Here is a 26,555-nt window from a genome sequence, read left to right as displayed (position 1 = left end):
ATGGACAAATTCCGATATCGGAAACGTTGCCGCCAATGGCGAGGCCTGTTTCGACAACGGTCGTTTCGAGGTCAAAGCCTCGGGCGCGGACATCTTTGGCAGTGCCGACGAGTTCCACTATGTCTATCAGGAACTACAGGGCGACGGGGAGATCATTGCACAGTTAATGAGCCTGGAACAGACCAACATTTGGGCCAAGGCAGGGGTGATGATGAGGAGCGACCTTGATGCGAACTCCGCAATGGCGATGATGATCATGGCTCCGAACCCGAACAATACAGGGGTACCGGCATATAGCTTCCAATACAGATCTACCAAAGGAGCCACCTTGGGCAGCGGTAACTACACCGCCCCTGCACCGGCTCCGGGAGGATTCCCACATTACCTCAGGTTGGTACGCTCGGGCAATACCTTCACGGCTTACGTATCCGAAACCAATGGAAGTTGGGTACAGGTAGGAAGTGCTTCCATACCTATGGGACAAAGCATCTTTGTAGGTCTGGCGACAACATCACATAACGATGGCGTACTTGCCAATGCAGTGTACGAGAATGTTCAGGTCATTGGCAACACAGAGGAAAACGAAGGCTTTGCCCTAAGAATAAATGCAGGTGGACCTGAATTGACCTTTGAAGGAAATGTATATGCTGCGGATCAGAACTTTACTGGTGGCAAGGTGTTTACAAACCCAAGTGCAACAGTGCCAACATTGTACCAGACCGAACGTAGTGCTCTACCGCCTACCTTTGGTTATAATATACCACTGGAAAACGGTGAATACAATGTAATCCTACATTTCGCCGAAATCTATTGGGGTGCAACTGGAGGCGGTGCAACTGGTACAGGAAAACGTGTCTTTGACGTTGTGATGGAAGGTACAACGGTGCTGAATAATTATGATATCAACGCAGAAGCTGGACCACAGACGACAGTAACCGAAACTTTTGCTGTCACCATTGTAGATGGAGTCTTAAATATGACCTTTGATGCAAGTGAAGGCGTGGATCAACCTAAGTTATCCGCGTTGGAAATCATTGCCATCCCCGGGTCTGGCACTTTAACATTGAAGGATTCCGACGAGGAAGTTACCGTGGCAGATTCCGTGGTCCCTTCCAACAAGTTCAGTATCACACCTAACCCTTCATCGGTCGAAACATCATTAAGTTTTGAATTGCCTACCACCATAGAAATAATACATATCTATGACATATCAGGCAAATTGGTTCAAACAATTAATGGAGGTGTCATTGATCAAAATGGTAGACCATTGAATGTACAAGAACTACCTGTTGGCGTCTATATTGTAAAAGCAAAGGATAAAAATGGAACCGAGTATCAACAAAAACTGCTCGTAACCAGAAATTAATTTTAATAACTGTTATTAATATGGGGCCGGCTGCAAAAATGTAGCCGGCCCTTTTATTTTAAACAATTAATTGAAGATTATCCCTTCCAAAGAAATGTCATTAATGTCTTGTTCAAAATTAGACCGTTAGACATGAATCTATTCGTTATTGTCCATTCATCCATCGGAAATATTAGAACAAGAGAACTTAGCATTCTATATAACAAATACTAACCGGCCACAACTCTCCTTTATTTTTATAACTTTGGCCGCATGGATAATATAACCCAAATTCCGGCTAGTTTTATAGAGCAAAACACCCATTTCCCCAGTCTTATCAATGTACTAAAGGCCGCATTTTCCGACCAGGATACCATGGTGCCCATGAGACATCATCACGATTTTCCAAATCCTGAAGTAAAAGAGGATTCAACCTTGTTATTGATGCCTGCTTGGAAGCCTGGAAAACAGGCAGGAGTAAAAATCGCTACTGTGAGTCCTAAAAATGGCCTGTTTAACCTTCCGGCCATTCAGGGTACGTATATTTATCTGGATGCACTAAAGGGCGGCATCCTTGGACTTTTGGAGGCCAAAAGCTTAACCGTAAAAAGAACGGCCGCTGCCTCTGCTTTGGCCTCACAATATTTATCAAGGGAAAATTCCAGCTCCTTATTAATGATCGGCACGGGAGCCCTTTCTCCCAATTTAATATTGGCCCATGCCAGTGTACGTCCAATAAAAACGGTCTATATATGGGGAAGGGATTATTCAAAGGCCATGAGCATATGCGAGAAACTAAAGAATGTACCCTTCCATATTCAACCCATAAAAGCAATTGAGGATAAAATTACTGAAGTCGATATTATATCCTCGGCCACCTTATCCAAAACACCCCTTGTTTTGGGAAAATATCTACAACCCGGGCAACATGTGGATTTGGTAGGAGCATATAAGGTAGATATGCGGGAGGCTGATGATGAAACGGTTACAAAAGCGGAGGTGTATTTAGATACTTATCAAGGCGGTTTAAAAGAAAGTGGGGACATTGTTATTCCATTAAAAAGTGGAGTTTTGAAAGAGACGGATATCAAGGCCGATTTGTTTGAACTCACTTCCCAAAAAAAACATGGCAGGAAGAACGATGAGGAAATTACGATGTTTAAGTCGGTAGGGCATGCCTTGGAAGATTTGGCCGCTGCCACCTATTATTACAATATGTTCCAAAATAAACAATAATGGCATAGGCAAGAGTTCGCAAACATTAAAATTGATCAAACTTGAAATATGTGAGAGGTTTTGGAACCTAAAAATTTAGAGAAAACAAACTCGTAAATACGACTATCCAGAAATGAACAACCCTTCTTATTCGGCATTAAACAAGTCAGCCGTCATGCTTTTACTTTTAGCAATGGGCGTTTCGGGGATACTTAAGGCTCAAAAACTACCCCTTCCCCCTCGTGCCAATGATGCCATTGCCGGTAGCACTTTTAAAAATTGGATAGAAACCCTAAGCGTGGAGGACAGGGAAAAACAGATTTACCAAGAGGTTTTGAAGGGAAATGTCCCCAATTTTTTAGGTGAACTGACTCCCATTTCATTTTCAAAAAGCATCAAGGATTCCACTTATGTTGTAACTTATTTTGTTCTTCCGGATTATTTGGCTGTTGGCTCCGATGCCGATTATTTCCTGATGCCAATGACCCCTATTTTAGCCCAGAAAATTGCGAAGGCTATCGGTTTCACCCTTCCAACCAAACAAATGGCAGATCAAATATGGAGCAACGCTTCATTAAAATTGGCCCCCTCCCCCATTCCTCCTAGCCCCAAAATGACCACAATTCCTGTTATGTGGGAACATAATATGCTACTACAAAGGCAAAGGAAGAAAGCCCTTAAGCAGGCGTCTTTGGGAGTTTTGGTGGCCGGACATAAAAAGGATGTTATTATCTCCAACAAAATCTATGAAAATTCGTCCAAGCCGGTTGTAATCTATGGCTGGCATTACCAAAATGGAACCCCAATCCAGCCTGTTTACGCTCGTCACAGCGAAACATACGCCGATTACAGCCACGGTATCCGGTTAGTTCAGGATAGTGCCTTGATCAATCATAAAGTCCATCTTATAACATCGGTGCTTCAAGATGCTGATAAATCTGCTTTATTCAGTGATGAAGGAGTAATAGACAAACCGTTCTACCCTTTGGATTAAGAACAGCAAGGAATTTGCAAAATTCCACTTATCCGCAAAAACTGGATTATTGGACACTTCTTAAAACGAAAAAAACCCTCAACTTGCGTTGAAGGCTTTTAGCGGTCAGGACGGGACTCGAACCCGCGACCCCCTGCGTGACAGACGATTAAAATTGCATTTCATTTAACGCTTTTAACTTTCATTTAGATTGATTATCAGTTAGTTATAATTTGTAGTTTTATATCGGTCGTCATCAAATATGGTTCTAAAATCCAATTTGTTGTACCTATGTTGTACCCATTAAACTAAATGCCATGTCCAGTATCAAGATTGTTTTGAGGAAAAAAGGCCTTGCCGATGGCACTTATCCTGTCTGCCTAAGAATCACTAAAGATAGAAAAACAAAATATTTCAACACCATTTTTAAAAGCTCTAAAAGGGAATGGGATTCCCCTTCAGGTTGTTTTAATAAAAACAATGCCAACTACATCCAAAACAATAGGCTGCTGTTGAAGATAAAAGCACGTGCATTAAAGGTCTATGCAGATCTTGAATTTGAAAAGGAATCTTTCAACCTTGCTGAATTTGGTCAGCGCTTCCGGGTGGACAGCAATCCTTCAAACGATGCTGTTTTTTCTTTTTGGGAAGAAATAGTTTCTGAATTGAAACTCGCAGGAAGAATGGGAAATGCTGCGATGTATGAAGAGACCATGAAATCGGTCAAAAACTTTTGCGGACATAGAAAAATAACGTTTCAAGACATAACAAATACCTTTTTGAATAAATATGAGGCATGGCTAAGATCCAGGGGCGGAACGGATGGAGGAATCAGCATTAAGCAACGCACTTTGAGAGCTATGTACAATAAGGCCATAGAACGCAACATCATAAAGGACAACGACCATCCTTTCAAAACCTATAAGATATCAAAGCTAAAAGGTCAGGGTATTAAAAAGGCCTTGGACTTTGATCAAGTATCCAAAATCATCAACTTCAATATATCCAAATTTCCCCACCTAGCAGATGCCAGAAATTATTTTATATTCAGCTTTTATACGAGGGGAATGAATTATACCGATATGATGGTACTCAAATGGCAGGATGTCGATGCAAAAACGATTTCTTACATTCGAAACAAAACCAAGGGTAGGTTTGTTATAACCATACTTCCACCGGTACGTGAAATTTTAAACTATTACCAAAAACATTCGTTGCCTACCAAATATGTATTCCCCATACTTTTAAGGGATGGACTTACCCCTTCCCAAATCGCTAATCGCAAAAAGAAGACCTTGGCTAAATATAACCGGGACCTAAAGGAAATTGCTGGCATATGCGGCATAAAAAAATCGTTGTCCAGTTATGTAGCCCGACATAGTTTTGCCAATTGTTTAAAACAAAAAGGTGTTGCGACGGATGTTATCGGCGAATCTTTGGGGCATAAAGATTTGACCACGACCCAAGTGTACTTAAAGGAGCTAGGAAGCAATGTCTTGGATAAAGCTGTCGAACTTCTGCTATAAGAACTTATGGTTGACCCTACCTTTAAAATTTGAGGTAATTAAAGCGAAAAATCAATTTGGTACCACGTTCTCCTGACAATTTCAGTTTTTATATAAGCATTATTATGTTCAATGTCCCAATTATATTGATTTTTGGGAAGAGTCCATATAATCCTGCCAGATTACCAGAATATACTTATCCTTTCCATTATGCCTTTTATTCAAAAAACCATACTCGTAAACAAAGAGGTAGACATCGCCCTTTTGGTTCTTCCAATAATGGGTGAAAAATTGGGGGTCAAATCCCTCCATGATCAATTCAGATTTTCTTATGGTAGTAATCCCGGACCTATTATATTTCTTGAGTAGTTTTCTGTTTATTTCCAATTACCTATCCACCCTAATATAAAAAGTTTCGGTTTCCTGACGTTGTTCATATTGGCCTATAGATCTGCATTTTGGAGAACAAAATATCTTGTCAGATCATCCTTTTACCACTATACCACATACGGGACACGTTCTATCATTATTCATTTGTAAACGAATATTACAGGTATAATATACCGTTTAAATCGAATTCTACACTAAACTTGTTATATGAATCCGGTTAAATCCATAACGCTTTACCATTTGATGATCAGGAATGAAAAAATGATCGGCATTAAATTTTTGCCGGATAAGCTCATACAAGGACTGGTCAGGGGCCTTCCTGATCCAAAATGGAGCAAGGAACATAATATGGCCTATATCCCCAATACCAAGAACAATCTCGGTATAATTTTCAATACTTTCAAAGGAACCGTATGGATCAATTATAATAGGTTTTTGTCGAATAAACCTATAAACACCCATAATGATGCCGTAGATGTCGAGTGGTTCAGGAAAAGAAATCCTATACCGCAATACAGACTATGTCCTGAGTTGCTTTGCAAACAACTTTTTCAAGGGTTTTAAGCTAAGTTTATTTTTTAGATAATCCACAAGGTAACGGTCGTGTGGATGGGTTGCGCATCCCTTTGTGCCTGTTTCATTTCCAAACGTATTTCATAGGTTCCAGGCATAAGTTTCCCTTTATTGCCATTGATAGCATTTTGAAGGAGCGGACTAAAATCAAAGGCTTCCACGGGCACATTCATATCGCCCGGAAACCACGGCCGATCGGAATGTTGGCGGCTCCCTATGGTTTTTCCGTTGTGAACAAGGGTCGTTTTCATCTGGAACAGCATAATGTCCTTATCTCCTGAGTTGTTCTTTAATCAAAACGGGATCTTGTGTTTGCCATCCCTAAAGTTTTTGAAAGGGAATACCGGTTCCTGTGATTTTAACCCGGTGACCCTATTCCATCATTCCCCTCTCAATTTTCGCGAAAGGGATTGGCAGATATCGTTGGAAACAGCAAAGCAACATATAAAGAACAAGATACAACCAAAAAATTTTATGTGTATTTATATTGTTCAAGTTTCCTGTGTCTCCTCGCGACCCAACAGGCCATATCATGACCGTGTTCAATCCAAAAACATCTGCCAAATCAAAAATAAGGTCATTTTCATTTGGGCAGATGCTTTCTTCCAATTTTACTCCACCGCGGTCACGGTGAAGGTATAGGGCGTGATCCAAGTGTCCGGCAAAGGTTCGCCAAGGTTGATGTCCGCTGTTTTGCCATTGTTCATAAAAGTACGTGCCCGAACATAGTACGTGCCCGCTTCAAGCGTGGAATTGGTGATCTTAGAGTACAGTGCCCCATCTTCCTTATCTCCCGGCATACCTGAAATGGGTGTCAACGTGGTCACGATCTCTCCTCTGCCTTCCCTGTATAAATTGAGGTCGATGAAATCATCGGAAGGGCTTTGCAGCAATTGTACCTGTAATCTGGCAGGTCGGAACAAAACCACCTTGTAATAATCATCCTGTTCTTCCTGGATACCGTAGCCCTCATTGTTCTTGTTCGCAAAGGCCTCAATGACTTCATCCTTTGGAATGAACTTGGCCTCATCAAAATTGTCATTAGGTTCATAGCAGTCCATGATGCCCAAATATTCCCATGATATTTTATACGGTTCAGGATAAACATCCGATGATGGTGATGCATTGTAAAAAGGTTTTGCCATGACGTCATAGGCAATGCCGGGATGCGCCGAAAAGGCCACTTTTCTTGTAAGGGGGGTATCGGTTCCAGCGGACGTTCCGTTGATGACGGGCACCTCTTCGCCAGAAACCGAAATATCTATCCACGGTTGGGAAGGTAGGGGCCCTGTTGATTCCAAGGTAACGATATAATATCCCCCCGCCGGATCCGTCGATGCCGGGAGTAATCCGGGAAACTCATCCTCTTCGCCGGCCTCCACCCATAGGTCATCCTTTCCCATTGAAAAAGCATCTGGTTCATAAGGCTCACATTCGTGCAGTTCGGCAATGGGAGCGATAAATGTCCTAACCCATTTTTGAACATTGCCAGCACCGGGGCTATTGACCCTGATCCTCAAGGTGTCGTCAGAGCCCAATTCCATGAACCCGTTGTAATAATTTTGATCAGAACCCAGCTCGCCGTGTTCATAATTGGTTTCCCCAGTAGCCTCAATGTCCTTCCATTTGATGTTGTCCACCTGTAAGCTGGTGTTCGCCGGGTCGGTCAGCACACCCTGATCATTTGTGACAGTGACTTCCATACCGTTGGCATCTAGGTTGTTGCCGCCTACCCTGTACCATTTTCCCTGCAGCGCATCTAGGTTATATTGCGGTTGCGGGTCATCATTCCCGTCAGATGAACAACTGCCCACTATCAAGGCCAAGGTGAACAAATACATGATTTTTGTTGAGGTTTTCATAGATATACTAATTAGTGATGTTTCCGTTGTGATAAAAATTGGCATCCACATGATGGTAATACTGGGATGCTTTAAATGTTAAATGGATCAGTCCGAAAGGCCCAATATTTCCTTGACCTCGTCATAGCCCATTTGTTGCAATGTTTTTGCATCCATAAACTCTTTTTCCCCCGCTTTGGCAACAGTTATCTGGGTACCGGCGGGAATGAGCACATAGCGAATTTTTTTGCCGTTGGACAAGTCTATTAGGGATGGCGTTAGAGGTGTGGAGTCAAGGGATTGTAAAGCAAAATAGAAAGTATTATAGTTCCCATTTCTGATAAACCAGAAAACCTGATAGTCACCATCACTTCCGATAAATGGTGTTGGGATTTGATTAAACCCATTCTCATTGGTGAAATATACCAAGAATACACCTCCATCGGTCAGCATGTTCCCCAATGAACTATACCCAACAGCATTCAGTATTGGCGCTGGAATATCATACGCCGCTGAATAATAGGAATTTTGACCAAGTATAGTGTCCCATGTTTTCCAATCCATCCAAGTACTGGCCACTACATTGGCCGTGCCCTTGAGGTTGATGGGAGTGCCCCACCCGGAAGCCGACTTTGGACCAAAAAGATCACCGGATTCTTGGTTGAGGAAGTAATCCCCCTCGGCGCCTTGTCCAGTTGAGGGATCGACCGCACCACTGAGAAACTGGCTCCCCGGCTCCCCGGCATCGCCCTGATCGCCTTTTTCCCCTGTCAATGGGAGCGGTGTACCCCAACCGGTATCGTTTTTGGGCCCGTATAGTTCACTGCCCGCCCTGTCCAGGTACATATCGCCGTCTTTGCCCAAACTTTCCGTGGGAGCACCATTGCCAAATAGGATGAGTGACCCATCCTTTCCGGGAATGCCCTGGGGGCCCATGGGACCTGTTTCCCCGGTTTCCCCTTTGGGACCTGTCACAGTTTCTTCGCTACATGATAAAAGGAGCAATACAGCCATACACATAAATAGGGTGTAAAATCGTATTATTTTCATGTTAAGTTTTTTTGAAATGCCTAAGTGAAAACAAACTTAGCGGTTCACACTTTCCTTAAAAACCCAGATTTAGAATTTGGTCGGTTCGACTTAGAATTTGGTAAGGCGCCTTAAATACCAAATTCTAGTTCATAATTGTCAAACCCTAATTTTTGGTGCAGGACACAAAATCATTTTATATATTGGAGGAATCATTGGAGGTCTTGGCAATCGGTTCTTTCGTGCCGATGCGATTTCAAACATGGAAAAATGAAAAAAATAGCTTCGGTCATTGTTTTTCTCCTTGTGGGGCTGTGTTCCCTTTCAGCCCAGATCAGGGCCGATTCCCTTCCTACCCCAGTGGATCTTGTGAGCCATCCGGAAGTACAAGCTATGCGGAGCAGTCGGGATGAATCCCTTGAAAATATCATGAAAACCGATGGTTGGAAAGCGTATGATTCCTCTTTTGCCACCACCTCGGAATCGGCGATATGGATCAAGTTTCCGCTTGAAAACACTACTCCAGACACGCTTAGCACCTACCTCTTTTACAGTGGTTTCCACATGGATTTGTACCTACACAATGATTGGGAATTCGAAAGTTTTCAAAATGGTTACCTAGTGCCCTTGGGAAAACGTTCCGAGCCCAAATGGTATTTTTTCTCAGAGCTGGAACTATTGCCCTTGCAACAGTACCAATGTTATATACGCATCACCAATGATTACACATCAGGCCGCTCCAATGCCCCGACCTTATATTCCAGGCTCGACTATTTGAATTTCATGGACAGGGTTAGGGCAAAGGAAGCCTCATCCATTGCCTTTATTTATACCTACCTTATAACACTCTGCTGTATTCTTGTATTTGCCTTGGTGTTTTGTTTTCACTTGCGCAGCCCTGTTTATCTGTATTATCTCGGCTATCTGTTTTTTCAAATTTTATATGCTTTTGTGATATTAAGAACTACTTTGGCAAAGGTAGGGAATCTAGCTGCCCATGTACCTTACCTTTCATTAGTGGCTACTGAAACTATACAGTTTTGCTTTATCGGTTTTTACATTTTTTTTATCCTGCATTTGTTGGAAATTAAAACATTTAGCCAGCGTCTATCTAATGTACTGGTAGGGTTCGGGATATTTTGTTTTGTATATGCCTCGTCTAAATTTATTTTCAGTTATTATGAAGGTTTATATAGTGATAATAGAGTTTTGATATCCTATATTATTCGAATTATTGTGCTGCCTCTGAACATGGCCCTGTTCATTTGGATACTGGTAAAGGTGAGACATCCGCTCATGAAATATTTTATAGTGGGACATAGTTTGTTTTTTGTAGGGGCATTTCTTTCCTCATACATTTTTTATACCAATTTGCATTTGGTCCCGGACGGCATTTTCAATTTTCCATACGCACAACATATTATTTTCCAGGTAGGGCTTTTGGGCGAAGTATTCTGTTTTTCCATAGCGATTGGAGAAAAAATGTTCCTCATCCAGCGAGAAAAGGATATGGCTAACCATAAATTGATCGAACAATTGCATCGGAACCAGATCATGGAGGAAAATATGCGCAAGGAACTGGACTATCAGGTACAGCATAAAACAGAAGAACTGGTCAGGCTTTATTCTGAAATGGAAAAGCAAAAGGAAGAACAGATCAAAAAATCTTTCGCAGAACGCCTCCGTGACATGAAAATGCTCGCCTTGCGCTCCCAGATGAACCCTCATTTCATTTTCAACAGCCTAAATGCCCTCAAAAATCTTGTTATGTTGTCACGAGAGGAGGATGCCATCCAATATTTAGATAATTTTTCGATTCTACTCCGCACCATATTACAGAACAGCGGCAAAAACATTATTTCCGTGGAAGAGGAACTGGAAATGTTGGAACTTTACCTCTCCTTGGAAAAAAGTCGTTTGGGCGATGATTTCTCCTATACCATCCAGTATGACTCGCGCGAGGCGCTCTCACAATTTACCATCCCTCCCCTATTGTTGCAGCCTTTTGTGGAAAATGCCATTTGGCATGGGTTGCATCCAAGCGGAAAGCCAGAAAAAAAACTTTCGGTCACGTTCGACACCTCAAAGCAACTTCAAATCATCATAGAGGACAATGGTGTTGGGCGAAAGGAAAGTGGCAAAGCCAAAAAGACACATCCATCTGCGGGGACACGAATCACCCAAGAGCGATTGTTCCTCTATAACCATATTAGTGAGGCCAAAATGCACATGAGTGTTTTGGATCTTGAAAATGAAAAGGGAGTGCCGGAAGGTACGCGCATAACTATAAAATATAACGGATAACTATGGCCAATATTATTATAATCGATGACGAAATGCACTGCGTGAACGTATTGAAAAACCTGATCAAGAAAATAAGCCCCGACTACAAGATAATGGGGACATTCTGCAATTCCATCCAAGGTTTGGACTATCTTCAGGCCCATTCACCCGATCTTTTGTTCCTGGACATTGAGATGCCCAACCTGAACGGTTTTGCGCTACTTGACAAAATCCTGCCCATCGACTTTGATATTATTTTTACGACGGCCTATGACCAGTATGCCATTCGGGCGTTTCAGTACAGTGCCACTAATTATCTGTTAAAGCCCATTACCGAAAAAAGTATAGTGCAATCATTGTCTAATTGGGAAAAACGCCGCAAAAAAACCAATCCTGAACAGTGGGACCTTTTGCGGCACAATTTAAAGGGCACGGTCAAAGATCTGCCAAGGATTGCTCTACCCACTAGTGCCGGCTACCATATTGTTGAAATCAAGGACATTGTACGCTGTGAATCCGACAACAACTACACGAACTTTTTCTTCGATGATGGGAACAAACTGCTCATTTGTAGGACACTAAAGGAAATCGAGGAAATGTTACGGGATTATAGTTTCCTGAGAATGCACCAATCCCATTTGATCAATCCCCAATTTGTCAAGGGCATTTTGAAAAGGGACGGGGGTACGGTTATGATGAAAGACGATAAGGAAATCCCAGTCTCTAGACAGAAAAAGAACGAAATAAATAACATCCTGGAGTCCATGTTGCGGTTTAAATAAGTCACTTTTGGTTTTTATAAGATTAATGAGTTGCACAGGTCTTATATTGCTAGATTAGGTGTGATTTTCCTCTTGCTATATAAGAAAATAAGAAATCAATTGAACAAAAACATAATGGCATAAAGGTCCAATGGAGGGCTGTTTAGTTATATTTAGATTGTTTTTGTAGCCAAAAAAATAATCTCGATTATAGCCCGATGGTCCAAAAGTGGATGCTTAATGTTTAAAGAATAAAAACCTTTAGCGATTCCCACAAATCGCTATTAAAGGAGATAATTTTTTTTAGATATATTATTGGGCAATCCAGTGAAGTTCAGAACCATCAAAAATTGGTCAGGTAAAGAATACAACAACCTTTACTTTGTTACAAAAAAGTCTAAAATCATCCCTTACTTTGTTACAAACAATGATACATTTATCCATGATTTATTATAAACATCCAGCCAGTTAAAGTGATGATTATTGGAATCACAACGAAAATAGAGTATGAAAGGTAAAAGCAATAATTAATAAAGAGGCTAACGAAAAAGTTTTATTAGATTAGACCTCTAAGAAAATAGTTAATAAAAATACCCAATTGTAACCAATTTTAACAAATGAACTCAAGAATACTTTTTATAGTGCTATTTACAATCTTTATTTCTTACTCCACAACAAAAGGAATTAAAGAAAATGAAACTTCCAAAAACACATTAAACGGAATTGTAACAGAATTCCATGAGAATGGAGATTTAAAATTTGAATGGAATTTCAAAAACAACCAGTTGAATGGAATTTCAAAAGAATACCATACATGTAGCCTTACCCTTTTTGTAGCCTTCCCTAAAAATAGGTCGGTATAAAAATAGAGCCTATCAATATTATCGTATCCAAACCCAAATCTTACAAGAACTTTGCGCACGGATCCTGATTCGATTTTATAGTGTTCGGGTTGATAAGCGTAAAGTAAAATCGAATCAGGGCGCAACCTACTTTCGATTTGGAACGTTATCCTTTTCTTTGAGCCAATTCCGGTAGGTTAGATAATGTTTGGGATATTGGTCAAAATACCCCTTCAGCTCCGAGATTGCAGTTTGCTTCCCTCTCAAGAATGCCCTCTCCTTGTGTACTTCCATTTGGGATCCCTGGAATCCCAAATAGCCGATAACTAGAAGGAAAAAAGTCCAAATAGCATACTGGACCCATAGCTGTAGCTTAGGTGTCACCTTGGCTTTGGACAGCTCTTTTTCTATCTTCTCCAATGCTCCTCGGATCCTTGAACTTTTATATTCTTCAGCATTTAAGTGCTCTTTTAATAAATGTTCGATCCCTGAAGTGTCGGGCATTATTTTTATATTCTCAACATTGCTTGTAAGTTCCCGTAGTTTGGCCAATGCCTTATTGAACCCGTCCAGCTCATCATGGAGCAGTTCCATTACTTCATCCAATTTTTTATATCCCATGGTTTTACTTTTAATATCCGATTCCTGTATCGATTGCTCTACTCATTACTTTTTTCAATGCGTTCTTGGCCAAACTCGCCGCTAGGTTGGCGCTCATTTCTACGGTCTTCCCCAATAATTGGACCGAATTGCCACCTGTGATTTGTGTTCCAACACCCCTATTCTGGGAAAGCTGACCAATAATCTTTCCCCCGGACATGGAGCGGTGCACTTCGCTTGCCTTGAAGCTCTGGCCCCTATATTCGAACCGGAAGCCCTGTAACCTATTGGCCTTGTTGATACATGGAACAACCTTTACCTCTTCGGCTTTCATAAACTTTATGTAACCGTCAAGTGTTTTCGGTGATCGATCGTTCATTACCTTGTGGTGTATGGACATAATTTCCATTCGCAGATGAATGGAATCCAATTCCTTTTCCAATTGTACTTCCCTTACCGTGGTCAGGCCCATTTCCTTGGCTACATTTTCAGCGGCCAATTGGCTGCGTTTTCCAATGAAACTATCGTTGTACGCCCTGCCATCAAAACCGATCCTATTGGCGTAAAGGTGCACATGGGTGTGCGCCCTGTCCCTGTGCACAAAAGCAATGGCCTGTTGCTCCTTCAAATGCATTTCCTTGACGAACCTTTCGGTCAGCTCTTTTAGTTGCTCTTTGTTCAGCCTCTTGCCCTCTTCGGGGGTCGGACTTAGGACAAAGCTCAGGGTATTGTTAGTACACCTGGCATTCTGTTCCTGGATGATCTTGAATTCCTCCGTAATCTGTTCGGGGGTTTCCCCTGCCAGATGTTGGGAGAATACGATCTCGGCATCCTTCTCCTGGTTCCAGCCATATGCCATACTCGCGCCAGTGTGTGCTATCGACTTGCCCTTGCCTATCATTTTCCAAAATTGTTAAGGTGCTGCCTTATGTCCTCCGCCAGTAGTGCTACCTCCTTCGCAAGGGAAGGGTTACGTTTTTTGAACATGTTCCCGATATGGGTAAAGTTGTTCTTATACTTCACCAAAGTTTTATAACACTCCAATTGTTCCGCTGTCAGTCTTTCGACAATAGCATTTTCAAAGGCCGAACTCCTACAATATTCCGAAAGGGAAATACCGGCCCTCTGTGCCCTTTTTTTCAGCAGCTTTTTCTCGTAGATGGAACACCTGAATCTGATATAGGTCCTTTTCATTTTTTATTTTCTTTGCAACCATCGGGAGCAAAGCAAGATCGTTTTTTTGGCAACAAAAACACATCTTGAATTTGCTGCCCACCTAAATCCTTTGATCCCGAAATGAGCCATTCGTTCATATCCTTAAATCCTGTGTACAAACCAGATCTATCCACAATGTTCTTGGAATGGCCGATTAAGGTTTGGGCTATCTTTTTACCGTTCCTGTCATTGTCCAAATACAGTTCTATATGGTCATACCCATCCAAGATCTTCTTCGCCCGTTCAACAAATGCGATCGAGTTCAATACTAAAAAATCAAGCCCGTCCTCTAACTTTTTATTGATCTCCGCAATAGACAATAGGTCGAACATGCCCTCGGTAACTATAAGTTTGGCACTACCATTATTGATATGTGTGACATCTTTGGGTGAACTCGAATTCTTCATATAACGGTTCCGAAGTTCCCAACCGCCCGAATCGTTTTTCAATCCAATGGCAAAGTATTTCCTCCCTTTAAATAGGTAATGAACCTCCTTGCAATACAACATTGCTGTGGCAATGGATATTTTCCTTTTATATAAATAGTTGACCAACCCGGGATGACAAATAGTGACTGCATAGTGGATCATAACCCTGGACCGGGCCTCCTTTTTAAAAGATGGTTGCTGTTGAAAAGAAAAAAAGATTTGGCCCTGTTGGATGAGGCTCAGTGCTTCTTTGACGGTCCCATCGGTCAATAGGCATATCAGATCGATCACATTGCCCCCTTTCCCCGCCCCATGGTCGTACCATCTATTGAGTTCTTTGGATACCTTGAAAGAGGCTTGGGCCTCTGGCCTGAAAGGACTCAGGAACCAAGCTTCTTTCTCCGTTGATCTGGTCGGAAAGTGCCCGAGTTTTGCCAGCGCTTTCTCGATGGGAAAGGCTCGGGCTCTTTCGCACGATAGTTTATGGAATCTTTTTCTTTTCATTAGCAATACTTTTTAACCATTTTTTTGATGTTTTGATGACAATCCGTCCCAAAGCCCCTATTCACGGTGCTTTTCCGGTCATCAAAACATTCATCGATTCATCACTATTATGGTTTTAGGTTTTCCTGGTCGTCATCACTTTTTATTTTGATGAACAAATGATGATATAATGATGAGCGCACCAACATCGACGGGCATTGACCTCCCATCAATCTGTCATCGATTCATCAAAATTTTCCAGCAGAAAGGATTTGTCCACCGTAAAATAGCGTCCCTTGGCTTCCATCAAATGCATGGTGGCATCCTGCCAGATTACCAATTTGTAGTAGCTGAGGGTATTGTCCTTGTTCTCCAGTTTCCAATCTTTTTTCAGCATTCTTCTTAAATGGGTAATATCGGTCTTGATTCGTGTACGGCTCAATAACTGAAGTGCATCCAAGGGACATATGTTTATTTCCGTAATATCAAAATGCTCCATGGCTCCCAGTAACAGTGAGGCCAATTCCTTTTCCACCCGGTTACGGTTGTGCCTCACCAGGTTCCTCAGGGCAGGTGTTTTGATCTGCCCGGGAGAGAACCACATGCGGGTGATATGCCGTGTGGTCAGATTACGACCCTTCAGAAAATATAGGAAAGCGGGAATTTCTTCAATAAGGGCTTCTAAAAAATGGGTATTCTCTTTCTGCAGATGGGGTATCTTCAATACCCAGAACCTGGTCTCGTTCCCATCTATCTTAATAAAGTTGTTCTCATTGTTGCTGCAAAGGATAAACTTGCCAAAGAATTCCACTTCCCTTTTGTCCTTCCCCTTGGCCTCCAACTTATTGATATTGGTGGTGCTCAGGTATTTGATCCGTTCGGTAAGCTCTTCCTTATTGAACAGCACTTCGTCGATACAGATTAGTAGTTTGTTGGCCCAATCGGCATTGAACTGGCTACCAAAACTGTCATTGGTCAGATAGGTAAGGTTGTTCTCAAAAATAGCCTTTAACCATTTCAAAAAGGTACTCTTCCCAGTGGACCGCTCCTTGGAGACCAGGCACAGTATGGGCAACATCTGAACCGGTTTGGTGTAGAGCAATTGAAAATAGTCCAATCCCAGCTCATAGTGCCTCCCGAAAATATGACGGATAAATCCCAGGGAGGTTGGGATGCCCCCCTCTTTCGGTTCTTTGCCCAATGGGGAGTAGGTATTATAAAATTTTTGGTATTCCTGTTTGAAGTCGATGTGGTTCGGTATACAGGTGAACCCATCGTACTTGGGCACCTTGCTCAGGTAATCCTTGCCATGGTCTTGGCGAATGGTCTCAATGTTCCAGTGGGTGAGCACTTCATTGAAATGGCCGGAGATGGTGGGCACCTTGACCATTTTATAATACGCAGTGCCCACCCGGATGTAGGGTATATCCATCATAATAAACAGTTTAAGAAAGATGGGGCGGGTTAACGCCTTCTGTTTTTCAAGAGCTGCTCATTGAATTTTTGTTCCAGATATTCATCCGAAACGTCAGGTTTCCCCAATAACCAATCATCTATCCTATCCTTTTCAAAGAAGAGTTTGCGAATTTCCCTATTATCGCCCTTGGGGATCAAATTCAGCCTGGAAAGTTTGTAGATGGTGCTTTCGGACATCCCTGTGTATTGCACCAGGTCCTCCAGATTAAGGACCTTTTTATTGAAGGCCATCAGACCCTTTATTTCTTTTAACAGTTCAACGACCGTTTTGTCCGCGTCTGGATCGGACATAACATTTATTGGCTCATTCATGATTTCAGGTTTTAGAAATTAATGATGAGTAAAAGGCCCTTTACAATTTTGAATTCGAAGACCAATATAGCTGGATGACAGGCAAAGACAAAACAAAAGGGGACATGCACCCCTACAATTTGCAAACACACCCTTGTTTACTTTGGAAAACAGTTATCGATCTTATCAGTGAAGTATTTGGCCGGGTGCTTTCTTAGACCATTGTTGGACAGTTTCCTGGCAGTAACGGGCTTTCCCTCCAGGAACAATTTATTGGATCTCTCAAAAGTTGAATATTCCACACCACATTTTTCCTTGAACTTTTCCAATAGGTATCGTACCTCCGCCCAGCTCATATCCGTGAAATGTATTTCCGAGTCCGTCTCCTCAAATCGCTGGGTAAGCACGGAATGGAAATTATCGATTCCGGTCTTTTCAACATCGATTTTTTCATAGCCCCTAAGGACATAGTAAATATTGTCCAGAACCATCCGGTTAAAATCCAGCCCAATGGTTTTAATGGGTTCTACGGCCACCGTTCCAATATTTTTCCTTTCCTTTTTGGTAAACCGGACTAACAAATAAAATATACCAATACATAATGAGCAAACAAAGATCAGGGACCAATACCAGGGAAGGCCTACATCGAAAATAAAATAAAGGACTGCTCCGATCAGGATCAAAAACAGAACGATCGCCAGTGCTACTTGGGTATCTCTGAAGAAATACCAGGTTTTGACCCGCTCTTTAAATTTATCCAAAGCGTCCAGCCGATCTATTATTTCATCTATTATGTTCAAACCTGAAGAAGTGTATGCCTGAACTAAATTTAATAAATTAAAAATAATATTGTTGTACCTATGTTGTACCCGTAAAAAAGAAAAAGCTTTCCAATTTCTTGAAAAGCTTATCTTTGTTGGCGGTCCGGACGGGACTCGAACCCGCGACCCCCTGCGTGACAGGCAGGTATTCTAACCAACTGAACTACCGAACCGTGGCGTTTAGCGAGTGCAAATATACACCCCTTATTTAATTGCACAAACAATTTTTTAAAAATAATGCAAGTTTCTACATAAATTTTTGGCGCTCCACCATAAACGTGTTCATTATCAGGGAGAAACTATCTTTTACATCTACCTCCACATATTTAATTTTATATTGGGCACATTTTAGTCGCAATTCAGCAAAATAAGACCCCACCTCTTTTTTATAGGCCTCTTTTACAGAATCGGCATAAAGATCAATATGGGTCCCTGTCTCCACATCCAGAAAACGCTTGGGGGTATTTTCAAAATCAAAGGAGTATTCTGTTTCTTTGTCCATGATATGAAAAAGAATTACTTCATGTTTATTGTACTTTAAATGCCGTAAGGCCTCGAACAACTGCCCATCTTCACCAGAAGATTGAAACATGTCCGTAAAAAGTACAATTAAACTTCTTCTTTTTATTTTTTCGGCAATCAGGTGCAAATAGGTATAGGTCTCGGTCTGCTTGGCAGGTTTTGTTTCCTGACTAATCTCACTTAATTTGGCCAACAACATCTGGTGATGCCTTTCACTACTCTTTTCCGAAGAATAGAAATTATATTGGTCGCTATAAACACTTAAGCCAACTGCATCCCGCTGTCTTTTGAGTATATTCATCAACGAGGCAATGGCCAAGACCCCAAAACCAATTTTATTTAGGTTGTCAAGACTTAGGGTACCAACCTCCGGATAATACATGGAGGCCGAATTATCCAAGATCATATGACATCGCAAATTGGTCTCCTCTTCGTATCGCTTGGTATATAACTTGTCCGTCTTGGCAAACAGCTTCCAATCTATATGCTTGGTACTTTCCCCATTATTATAGATCTTATGCTCTGCAAATTCCGCGGAAAATCCATGAAAGGGACTTTTATGAATGCCACTGATAAATCCTTCCACCACCTGACCTGCCAATAATTCCAAGTTTTGGAACAAACTTGCCTTATGTAATTCCGATTGTAGCTCCATAGTGCTAAGATAATGAAGATATGGTCGGGTTAAAAAATAGAAATGCCAAAAAAAGGGAGGCCAAATAAAATAAGCTGCAATCAACCTCTATTTTTAGAGTTTTGCTATATACTTCATTAAAAATTAGGCATAAAAAAATCCCGCTAAAAGCAGGATCTTTTTATCTTTTATATTCCCCTTCGGGAATCAGTGAAGGCTATAGTAATGCATCAATTGCATCGGTATACACCTTTTTAGGGGAAACACCAACCTGTCTGTTAACGATTTCACCATTTTTAAACACCAATACCGTAGGAATATTTCTTACGCCATATTTCGCGGCAAATTCTTGATTGGCGTCCACGTCTACCTTACCAACAACGGCTTTACCATCATACTCGGTACTTACCTCATCGATAATAGGACCTACCATTCTACAAGGACCACACCACGCTGCCCAAAAATCCACTACTACTGGTTTATCACTTTTTAAAACTACCTCATCAAAAGTAGCATCTGTTATTTCTAATGCCATGTTTCGTTATTTTTAAATATTATACAAATTTAGACAATTATTTTGCCTTTTCCTTACTAAGATTATATTCGTTTTGACTATGGCTAAATTGATAAAACCTATTCTTTTAACACATTTGACTCTCGTGGGACTCCCAACCATTTAACCCACTCCATAACAATTAGTTCAACTTGTAATGTACGTCTTTTTCATTGAGCTGAAGGAGTAATTCACTCGATATTTGAATTTTTTGTTTTCTAGAGGTCATGTTTACTTTTATCTGCTCTTCCATCTCATATACCACAAAACTTAAGGGATGATTGCCCTGATGCGAAACCAAAGTATCCTTAAGGTCCAATATACTTTCCTCCTTCAATTGGGATATATCCAATTTAATGGTGAGTTTTTTGGCAAAGGTTTCCATAACGTCCTGCAACATCATGATCATATTAAACTGCATCCTGGGCTCTCCTTTTTTTCCGGTATCACGGTTTACCCAGCCTTCGCGCACAAACACCTTGACATAGGCAAAAGAATTGATCATCAGGAAATGACGGTACTTTAAATACTCTTCCCCGAACATTCTAAACTCAAAGGTATCCGTATAATCTTCCATGGTGAACATGGCCCATCCCTTGCCATTTTTAGAAACCCTATGCTGCACATCGGTAATTACCCCTGCAAAGGACACCTCTCTATTTACAATTGCCTCCAAATCATTTAAATTGGAAAGGCTCGCATTACAGAAAGCCTTTATCTCTGCATTAAAATCGTCCAGGGGATGACCGGAAATGTAGATTCCGACCACTTCCTTTTCCCTGCGCAATTTTCCCATAGTACCCCATTCCTCACAGGGAGGCACCACAGGTTCCGGAATCTGCACATCACTGGCTTCACCAAACAAACTTACTTGTGAAGAATTTTCATTCTCCTGAAATTTGGCCCCATACTTCATGGCTTTTTCCAAGAAGGTAATTCCGTCCCCTTCATCATAAAAATACTGGGCTCTATGGGTATCCCCAAAGGAATCGAAGCCACCGGCCACTGCCAGATTCTCAAAAGCCTTTTTATTGGCTGCCCTTAGGTCGATGCGTTTGGCCAGATCAAAAACAGATTTAAATGGTCCGTCTTTCTTTCTATTCTCAACAATGGTCTCCACCGCGCCACGTCCAACCCCTTTTACGGCTCCCATACCAAAGCGCACTGCGCCGGCATCGTTTACCGCAAACTTATAGTAGGATTCGTTAACATCTGGCCCCAATACTTCCAGTCCCATACGTTTACACTCTTCCATAAAGAAGGTGACCTGCTTTATGTCGTTCATGTTATTCGAAAGTACTGCCGCCATATATTCTGCCGGGTAATGTGCTTTGCAATATGCGGTCTGGTAAGCAATCCAAGCGTAACAGGTAGAGTGCGACTTATTAAATGCATAGGCTGCAAATGCCTCCCAGTCTTTCCAAATTTTCTCCAGCTTGTCAACGTCATGACCTTTTTCCGAAGCCTGCTTTATAAACTGCGGCTTCATTTTATCCAGGACATACTTCTGCTTTTTCCCCATCGCCTTACGCAAAACGTCGGCCTCACCCTTGGTGAAATCTGCCAGTTTTTGCGAAAGTAGCATCACCTGCTCCTGATACACCGTAATCCCGTAAGTTTCCGCTAAATACTCTTCACAGGCATCAAGGTCATATATAATTTCTTCCGTACCATGTTTACGGGCAATGAAACTGGGAATATATTCCATTGGACCGGGACGGTACAAAGCGTTCATGGCAATAAGATCGGCAAAAACGGTAGGTTTTAACGCCCGCATGTGTTTTTGCATCCCGGGAGATTCATATTGAAACACCCCAACGGTTTCCCCACGCTGGAACAGCTCGTAAGTCTTTTCATCGTCCAAGGGAAAATTCTCCGGATCCAATTCTATACCGTGTTTGGCCTTTACTATTTTTACGGTATCCTTGATCAGGGTCAAGGTTTTTAACCCCAAGAAATCCATTTTTAGCAAGCCTGCACTTTCCACCACAGAGTTGTCGAACTGAGTGCAATACATCTCGGAATCCTTTGCCAAGGCTACCGGGACAAACTTGGTAATATCATCGGGCGTAATGATTACCCCACAGGCATGTATCCCGGTGTTACGCACAGAGCCTTCCAAAATATAAGCCTGGTTAAGGGTTTCCGATTCCAGGCCATCGCCTTCGGAAATAGCCAGCAACTCGTTGATCTTGATCAGTTCCTCGCTATTGAATTTTTCTTTTAAGGTTTTTTCATCGACCCCAATAATCTTTTTCAACTTGGACATATTGGGAATCAGCTTGGCCATACGATCCGCATCCCCCAGGGGTAGATCCAACGCCCGTGCCGTATCCCTGATCGATGACTTTGCCGCCATGGTACCATAGGTGATGATCTGGGCCACCTGGTTGGCACCGTATTTATCGATTACATAATCCATTACCCTACCACGGCCTTCATCATCAAAATCAATATCGATATCGGGCATGGACACACGGTCCGGATTCAAGAATCTCTCAAAAAGTAGATCGTACTTAATAGGATCCAAATTGGTTATCCACAAACAATAGGCAACTGCAGAACCTGCTGCGGAACCCCGACCAGGACCAACCGACACATCCATACTCCGTGCCGCCCTAATAAAATCCTCTACAATTAAGAAATAACCCGGATATCCGGTCTTCTCAATTACCTTAAGCTCAAAATCGAGTCGCTCATCAATTTCAGGGGTAATTTCGCCATATCTCTTTTTCGCCCCTTCATAGGTTATATGGCGTAGATATTTATTCTCACCCCGTTTACCGCCATCCAATTTATCCTCTTCGAACCTAAACTCCTCCGGAATATCAAAAGCAGGCAATAACACGTCACGGGCAAGGGTAAAAGTTTCTACCTTGTCTATAACTTCCTGAATGTTGGTAATGGCATCCGGAATATCCTTAAAAAGGTCCTTCATTTCATCTGAGGACTTAAAGTAATATTCCTGGTTTGGCAAGCCATATCGGTATCCACGACCACGACCTATAGGCGTGGCCTGTTTTTCACCATCTTTTACACACAGTAAAATATCATGTGCATGCGCATTCTCCTTTTCCAGGTAATACGTATTATTGGTAGCAACCAATTTTACATTGTGTTTTTTGGCGAATTGTATCAATACTTGATTGACCCGGTCTTCATCCTCCTGACCGTGACGCATAATTTCCATATACAGGTCATCACCAAAAGTCTCTTTCCACCAAAGCAAGGCTTCCTCTGCCTGGTTTTCCCCCACATTCAAAACCTTACTGGGCACTTCCCCGTATAGATTGCCGGTAAGCACAATGATATCCTCCTTGTATTGCTCTATGACCTTCTTATCTATACGCGGAACATAGTACTTCCCATCCACGAAGGCTATGGACGACATTTTTGCCAAATTTAAATACCCATTTTTGTTTTTGGCAAGCATTACTATTTGATACCCGTTATCTTTCTGGGATTTATTGGTATGATCTTCACAAACTTGAAATTCACAACCTATAATCGGCGTAATCTCCACCTCCGGCTCTGGAAGTTCCTGCAAGGGCTCCTGCCCTTCTTCCAAGGTTCCGTTTATGGTGGCCTCATAGCGCTTTAAATTTTCTTCGTTCCTGGATACAACTCCCTTGTTATGGTTAATGACCCCATTAACAAAATGAAACGCTCCCATCATATTCGCGTGGTCCGTCATGGCTACCGCTGGCATTTTAGCCTTTGCAGTGGCCGAGATCAAGGCAGGAATACTAATGGTCGACTGCAGAATGGAAAACTGTGTATGGTTATGGAGATGGGCAAAATTTGCCGTTTCCAAAGTGGCCAGATTTTCCTTTATTTCCTCCTTGGAAATCCCACCTGTATCCTTCTCCCACAAGGCATCGGCTATTTTTTTTGATGCCTTTTTTAGGTTGATATGCTTTAGACCTATTAATTGTATTTCTTGCGGATTGGCCTCGGAGAAATTCTTAAAATAATCGGGCTTAACATCCAATTGCTCGGCCGTATATTCCTTTTTACGGACCAATTCCAAGAAGCAACGCGTAGTGGCCTCAACATCGGCAGTGGCATTGTGTGCTTCTCCGAAAGGCTCGCCAAACAAGTATTGATGCAGCTCCGTTAAGGTCGGTAATTTAAACTTGCCACCACGTCCACCAGGAATCTGGCATAATTGCGCCGTATGTTCGGTACAGGTATCCAACACTGGCAATTCCTGTAACGAATTTTCAACTTGGTACCGATGGAATTCAGCCCCCATAATATTAAGGTCGAAACCCACATTCTGTCCTACTACAAATTTTGTTTTGGAAAGTGCTGCATTGAATTTTTCCAATACCTCCCCAATTGGAACCCCTTTTTGCTGGGCCAGCTCCGTAGATATGCCATGAATTTGTTCCGCATCATAAGGAATATTAAATCCGTCCGGCTGCACCAAATAATCCTGACTCTCCACCAAGTTGCCCATGGCATCGTGCAATTGCCAAGCTATTTGTATACAGCGCGGCCAATTGTCGGTATCCGTATAAGGTGCATCCCAACGTTTGGGTAATCCTGTGGTTTCCGTATCAAAAATAAGGTACATAGAGCGGGTTTAGGTGATGGGATTGGAAGTGGTAAAAATAAGGAAATAGCACATAAAGGGAAAGGGCTTTTATTAGGAGTTATCAACGTTCCAAAAGCAAAGAACCATATGCTTCCATCTAGTTCTTTTATTTTATCAATAAACTATTGGGTCCTATGCTATTCGCTCATGGATATTGGCCACGGTCAAAGACGATTTTATAGCATCCCTATGCCTTTTCAGCATACTTTCCGTAGATGGCGGAAGTACAACGTTCTTATCATATAAAATCTCATTATACTCCTCAAGACTTGCCTTTTCCCCTCGCTCTACTTCTTCAAGTAGTTGTTCCTTTTCATTGGAGGCCACGGCCGCTTTAAGATTCATCCATGCTCTGTGCATATCTCCTTTTAAGCTTCCGTCCTTTTCTGGCAATTCCCCATATTGCAATATTTCACTTTTAAGCTCTTGGGCAAATTCTCCACGTTGTGCGGCCCTATCCTTTAGAAATGTATTGATCGTTGGATTGTCTATTTTATCCATTGCCAATTTAAATCCTTTTTCGGCATCATAATTCTTTACCAATAGATTGTTCAATCCGTTTGAAATTTTTTCTGAATACTTCATGTTATCTCTCTTCATTTTTAATTAGTTATTATGGGTAGCGACTTTCGCCAACCCTAGTAATAAACTATAATAATTGTACATAACTCCAAATCCGAAGGCGGTTTTAGCCCAAGTTTAACAGCTTTTCTTAAGAAATGTTAAGCCATTTGCACACAATAATTGAATTTTAGTCCAAATATTTGATAACCACATAAAAAGAAATATTATATTTGCACCCGCTTAGGAAGAACCTAGCGAAAAAAGAATTAATAACCAAGGGTCGGGCACCCTACAAATTAATGTGATATGCCAGTTAGAATTAGATTACAAAGACACGGAAAAAAAGGAAAACCTTTTTATTGGGTAGTAGCTGCGGATTCCCGCGCTAAAAGAGACGGTAAATACTTGGAAAAATTAGGTATTTACAATCCAAATACCAATCCTGCAACCATAGAATTGGATGTTGACAGTTCTGTAAAATGGTTAGAGAACGGTGCACAGCCTTCTGAAACTGCAAAAAGAATTTTATCTTACAAAGGAGTACTTTTGAAGCACCATTTATTGGGTGGTGTTCGTAAAGGTGCCTTGACCGAAGAGCAAGTTGAAGAAAAATTCAACGCTTGGTTGGAAGAAAAAGCAAGTATTGTTGGCTCTAAGGTGGATGGTTTGGCTAAGGCAGAAGCCGATGCTAAAGCTAAGGCCCTAAAAGCTGAGAAAGAGGTAAACGAAAAACGTATGGCCGCTGCTGCCGAAGCAGAAGCCCCTGCTGCTGAAGAAGTAATTGAAGAAGCTGCTCCTATAGTAGAAGAAGCCGCTCCTGACGCAACAGCAGAGGATGCTGCTGCTCCAGCTGAAGCTCCTGAAGAGACTAAAGAAACAGAATAGCTAATAAGAAACGATGACAAAGGAAGAGTGTTTCTACCTCGGTAAAATCGTTTCTAAACATAGCTTTAAGGGTGAGGTACTCATTAAATTGGATACCGACGAACCCGAATTGTACGAAAAATTGGAATCAGTATTCGTTTCCCTCGGAAACAATCTGGTTCCTTTTTTTATTGAAAAAAGCCAACTTCACAAATCCAGTCTATTACGAGTGCGATTTGAGGAAGTTGCCAATGAATCGGACGCAGACAAGGTAATGGGCTCCGAAATATATCTCCCCCTTGAATTTTTGCCCAAACTAAAAGGCAACAAATTTTATTACCACGAGGTAATTGGTTTTACCATGGAAGATAAGGTCCATGGAAATATAGGAATTATCCAAAGTATTAACGACACTACTTCCCAAGCTTTATTTGAGGTTGAAAAAGGCGATAAACAATTGCTTATTCCGGTCAGGGATGAGCTAATAGTTAAGGTAGACCGAGAAAACAAAACTATTTTTGTTGACACACCCGAGGGATTGGTCGACCTCTACTTATCCTAAAACACCCCATTTATATTTTTTATCCCGCTATAAAACGGATGATAATTTTACCTATCTTTCTTTATTGCATTTCTTATTGATCGGGGTCAAATCCAAAAACACTTTAGCCACTATTTTTAGCTAGGCTAGTTGTTTATAAGATGTTACTCTTAAAGGCATTATGACATGTAAATGGAAATAACTAT

General features: G+C 41.6%; 25 protein-coding genes and 1 tRNA gene. 10 read left to right on the top strand and 16 right to left on the bottom strand.

Going from position 1 to position 26,555, the window contains the following annotated elements; all coding sequences use genetic code 11:
* From MWU82_RS19085 to MWU82_RS19070, 4 genes are all read left to right on the top strand, one after another.
* Positions 1–1,366: malectin domain-containing carbohydrate-binding protein (locus MWU82_RS19085; RefSeq protein WP_247097592.1), on the top strand; the 1,366-nt coding region annotated here is incomplete at its 5' end.
* 252 nt (positions 1,367–1,618) lie between these two features.
* Positions 1,619–2,581 (top strand): ornithine cyclodeaminase family protein, encoded by a 963-nt coding sequence (locus MWU82_RS19080; RefSeq protein ID WP_247097591.1) that lies wholly within the window; start codon positions 1,619–1,621, stop codon positions 2,579–2,581.
* A gap of 154 nt (positions 2,582–2,735) precedes the next feature.
* The gene (locus MWU82_RS19075; protein WP_247097590.1) at positions 2,736–3,554 is read left to right on the top strand and encodes a hypothetical protein; all 819 of its coding nucleotides are present in this window, start codon (positions 2,736–2,738) and stop codon (positions 3,552–3,554) included.
* A 296-nt stretch (positions 3,555–3,850) separates the two neighbouring features.
* Complete coding sequence (locus tag MWU82_RS19070; protein ID WP_247097589.1) at positions 3,851–5,059, top strand: site-specific integrase; 1,209 nt, start codon at positions 3,851–3,853, stop codon at positions 5,057–5,059.
* A 120-nt stretch (positions 5,060–5,179) separates the two neighbouring features.
* On the opposite strand, the gene MWU82_RS24400 is transcribed toward MWU82_RS19070, so the two are convergent.
* The gene (locus tag MWU82_RS24400) at positions 5,180–5,350 is read right to left on the bottom strand and encodes a hypothetical protein (protein ID WP_348647002.1); all 171 of its coding nucleotides are present in this window, start codon (positions 5,348–5,350) and stop codon (positions 5,180–5,182) included.
* Positions 5,351–5,635: 285 nt separating this feature from the next.
* On the opposite strand from MWU82_RS24400, the gene MWU82_RS19060 reads away from it, so the two are divergent.
* The gene (locus MWU82_RS19060) at positions 5,636–5,992 is read left to right on the top strand and encodes a hypothetical protein (RefSeq protein WP_247097588.1); all 357 of its coding nucleotides are present in this window, start codon (positions 5,636–5,638) and stop codon (positions 5,990–5,992) included.
* Between the two features lie 14 nt (positions 5,993–6,006).
* On the opposite strand, the gene MWU82_RS19055 is transcribed toward MWU82_RS19060, so the two are convergent.
* The 3 genes from MWU82_RS19055 to MWU82_RS19045 form a co-directional block, all read right to left on the bottom strand.
* Complete coding sequence (locus MWU82_RS19055) at positions 6,007–6,252, bottom strand: hypothetical protein (RefSeq protein ID WP_232514036.1); 246 nt, start codon at positions 6,250–6,252, stop codon at positions 6,007–6,009.
* Between the two features lie 360 nt (positions 6,253–6,612).
* Positions 6,613–7,863 carry a hypothetical protein gene (locus MWU82_RS19050; RefSeq protein ID WP_247097587.1) on the bottom strand — a complete coding sequence of 417 codons (1,251 nt, stop codon included), beginning with the start codon at positions 7,861–7,863 and terminating at the stop codon, positions 6,613–6,615.
* An 87-nt stretch (positions 7,864–7,950) separates the two neighbouring features.
* Positions 7,951–8,892 carry a hypothetical protein gene (locus tag MWU82_RS19045; RefSeq protein WP_247097586.1) on the bottom strand — a complete coding sequence of 314 codons (942 nt, stop codon included), beginning with the start codon at positions 8,890–8,892 and terminating at the stop codon, positions 7,951–7,953.
* Positions 8,893–9,141: 249 nt separating this feature from the next.
* Between MWU82_RS19045 and MWU82_RS19040 the strand changes: the two genes are divergently transcribed.
* The 3 genes from MWU82_RS19040 (at position 9,142) to MWU82_RS19030 (ending at position 12,778) form a co-directional block, all read left to right on the top strand.
* Positions 9,142–11,175 carry a histidine kinase gene (locus tag MWU82_RS19040; RefSeq protein ID WP_247097585.1) on the top strand — a complete coding sequence of 678 codons (2,034 nt, stop codon included), beginning with the start codon at positions 9,142–9,144 and terminating at the stop codon, positions 11,173–11,175.
* Between the two features lie 2 nt (positions 11,176–11,177).
* A complete protein-coding gene (locus MWU82_RS19035; RefSeq protein WP_093977074.1) occupies positions 11,178–11,936 on the top strand; it encodes a LytTR family DNA-binding domain-containing protein in 759 nt (252 codons plus the stop codon).
* Positions 11,937–12,532: 596 nt separating this feature from the next.
* The gene (locus MWU82_RS19030) at positions 12,533–12,778 is read left to right on the top strand and encodes a hypothetical protein (RefSeq protein WP_247097584.1); all 246 of its coding nucleotides are present in this window, start codon (positions 12,533–12,535) and stop codon (positions 12,776–12,778) included.
* Between the two features lie 126 nt (positions 12,779–12,904).
* Here MWU82_RS19030 and MWU82_RS19025 read toward each other — a convergent pair whose 3' ends face one another.
* The 12 genes from MWU82_RS19025 to MWU82_RS18970 form a co-directional block, all read right to left on the bottom strand.
* On the bottom strand, positions 12,905–13,378 hold the full coding sequence (locus MWU82_RS19025) for a DUF6730 family protein (protein WP_093977075.1): 474 nt from the start codon (positions 13,376–13,378) through the stop codon (positions 12,905–12,907).
* 10 nt (positions 13,379–13,388) lie between these two features.
* Positions 13,389–14,258: a relaxase/mobilization nuclease domain-containing protein gene (locus MWU82_RS19020; RefSeq protein ID WP_247097583.1), complete on the bottom strand. Its 870-nt coding sequence runs from the start codon at positions 14,256–14,258 to the stop codon at positions 13,389–13,391.
* Complete coding sequence (gene mbpA, locus MWU82_RS19015) at positions 14,255–14,551, bottom strand: mobilization protein MbpA (protein ID WP_093977077.1); 297 nt, start codon at positions 14,549–14,551, stop codon at positions 14,255–14,257. Before mbpA ends, MWU82_RS19020 begins: the two co-directional genes overlap by 4 nt.
* Positions 14,548–15,504, bottom strand: coding sequence for a toprim domain-containing protein (locus MWU82_RS19010; protein ID WP_247097582.1), 957 nt, complete (start codon positions 15,502–15,504; stop codon positions 14,548–14,550). The genes mbpA and MWU82_RS19010 overlap by 4 nt, the downstream gene beginning before the upstream one ends.
* Positions 15,505–15,712: 208 nt before the next feature.
* Positions 15,713–16,918 (bottom strand): primase-helicase family protein, encoded by a 1,206-nt coding sequence (locus tag MWU82_RS19005; RefSeq protein WP_093977079.1) that lies wholly within the window; start codon positions 16,916–16,918, stop codon positions 15,713–15,715.
* Positions 16,919–16,947: 29 nt separating this feature from the next.
* On the bottom strand, positions 16,948–17,271 hold the full coding sequence (locus tag MWU82_RS19000) for an AlpA family phage regulatory protein (protein WP_093977080.1): 324 nt from the start codon (positions 17,269–17,271) through the stop codon (positions 16,948–16,950).
* Between the two features lie 137 nt (positions 17,272–17,408).
* Positions 17,409–18,050 (bottom strand): hypothetical protein, encoded by a 642-nt coding sequence (locus tag MWU82_RS18995; protein WP_247097581.1) that lies wholly within the window; start codon positions 18,048–18,050, stop codon positions 17,409–17,411.
* A gap of 117 nt (positions 18,051–18,167) precedes the next feature.
* Positions 18,168–18,244, bottom strand: a tRNA-Asp gene (locus tag MWU82_RS18990).
* 74 nt (positions 18,245–18,318) lie between these two features.
* The gene (locus tag MWU82_RS18985) at positions 18,319–19,248 is read right to left on the bottom strand and encodes a DUF58 domain-containing protein (protein ID WP_247097580.1); all 930 of its coding nucleotides are present in this window, start codon (positions 19,246–19,248) and stop codon (positions 18,319–18,321) included.
* A gap of 196 nt (positions 19,249–19,444) precedes the next feature.
* Positions 19,445–19,762, bottom strand: a complete 318-nt coding sequence (gene trxA, locus MWU82_RS18980; protein WP_031442126.1) for a thioredoxin — start codon at positions 19,760–19,762, stop codon at positions 19,445–19,447.
* A gap of 160 nt (positions 19,763–19,922) precedes the next feature.
* Positions 19,923–24,359, bottom strand: a complete 4,437-nt coding sequence (dnaE, locus tag MWU82_RS18975) for a DNA polymerase III subunit alpha (RefSeq protein ID WP_247097579.1) — start codon at positions 24,357–24,359, stop codon at positions 19,923–19,925.
* A 153-nt stretch (positions 24,360–24,512) separates the two neighbouring features.
* Positions 24,513–24,980, bottom strand: a complete 468-nt coding sequence (locus MWU82_RS18970; RefSeq protein ID WP_247097578.1) for a PA2169 family four-helix-bundle protein — start codon at positions 24,978–24,980, stop codon at positions 24,513–24,515.
* 270 nt (positions 24,981–25,250) lie between these two features.
* On the opposite strand from MWU82_RS18970, the gene MWU82_RS18965 reads away from it, so the two are divergent.
* Positions 25,251–25,829, top strand: coding sequence for a 30S ribosomal protein S16 (locus MWU82_RS18965; protein WP_247097577.1), 579 nt, complete (start codon positions 25,251–25,253; stop codon positions 25,827–25,829).
* Positions 25,830–25,842: 13 nt separating this feature from the next.
* The gene (gene rimM / locus MWU82_RS18960; protein ID WP_215947920.1) at positions 25,843–26,370 is read left to right on the top strand and encodes a ribosome maturation factor RimM; all 528 of its coding nucleotides are present in this window, start codon (positions 25,843–25,845) and stop codon (positions 26,368–26,370) included.
* Positions 26,371–26,555: the final 185 nt, after the last annotated feature.

It is taken from the genome of Arenibacter sp. S6351L (assembly GCF_023016025.1).
Lineage (GTDB): Bacteria > Bacteroidota > Bacteroidia > Flavobacteriales > Flavobacteriaceae > Arenibacter > Arenibacter algicola_B.
This window is presented reverse-complemented; position numbering and strand designations above follow the sequence as displayed.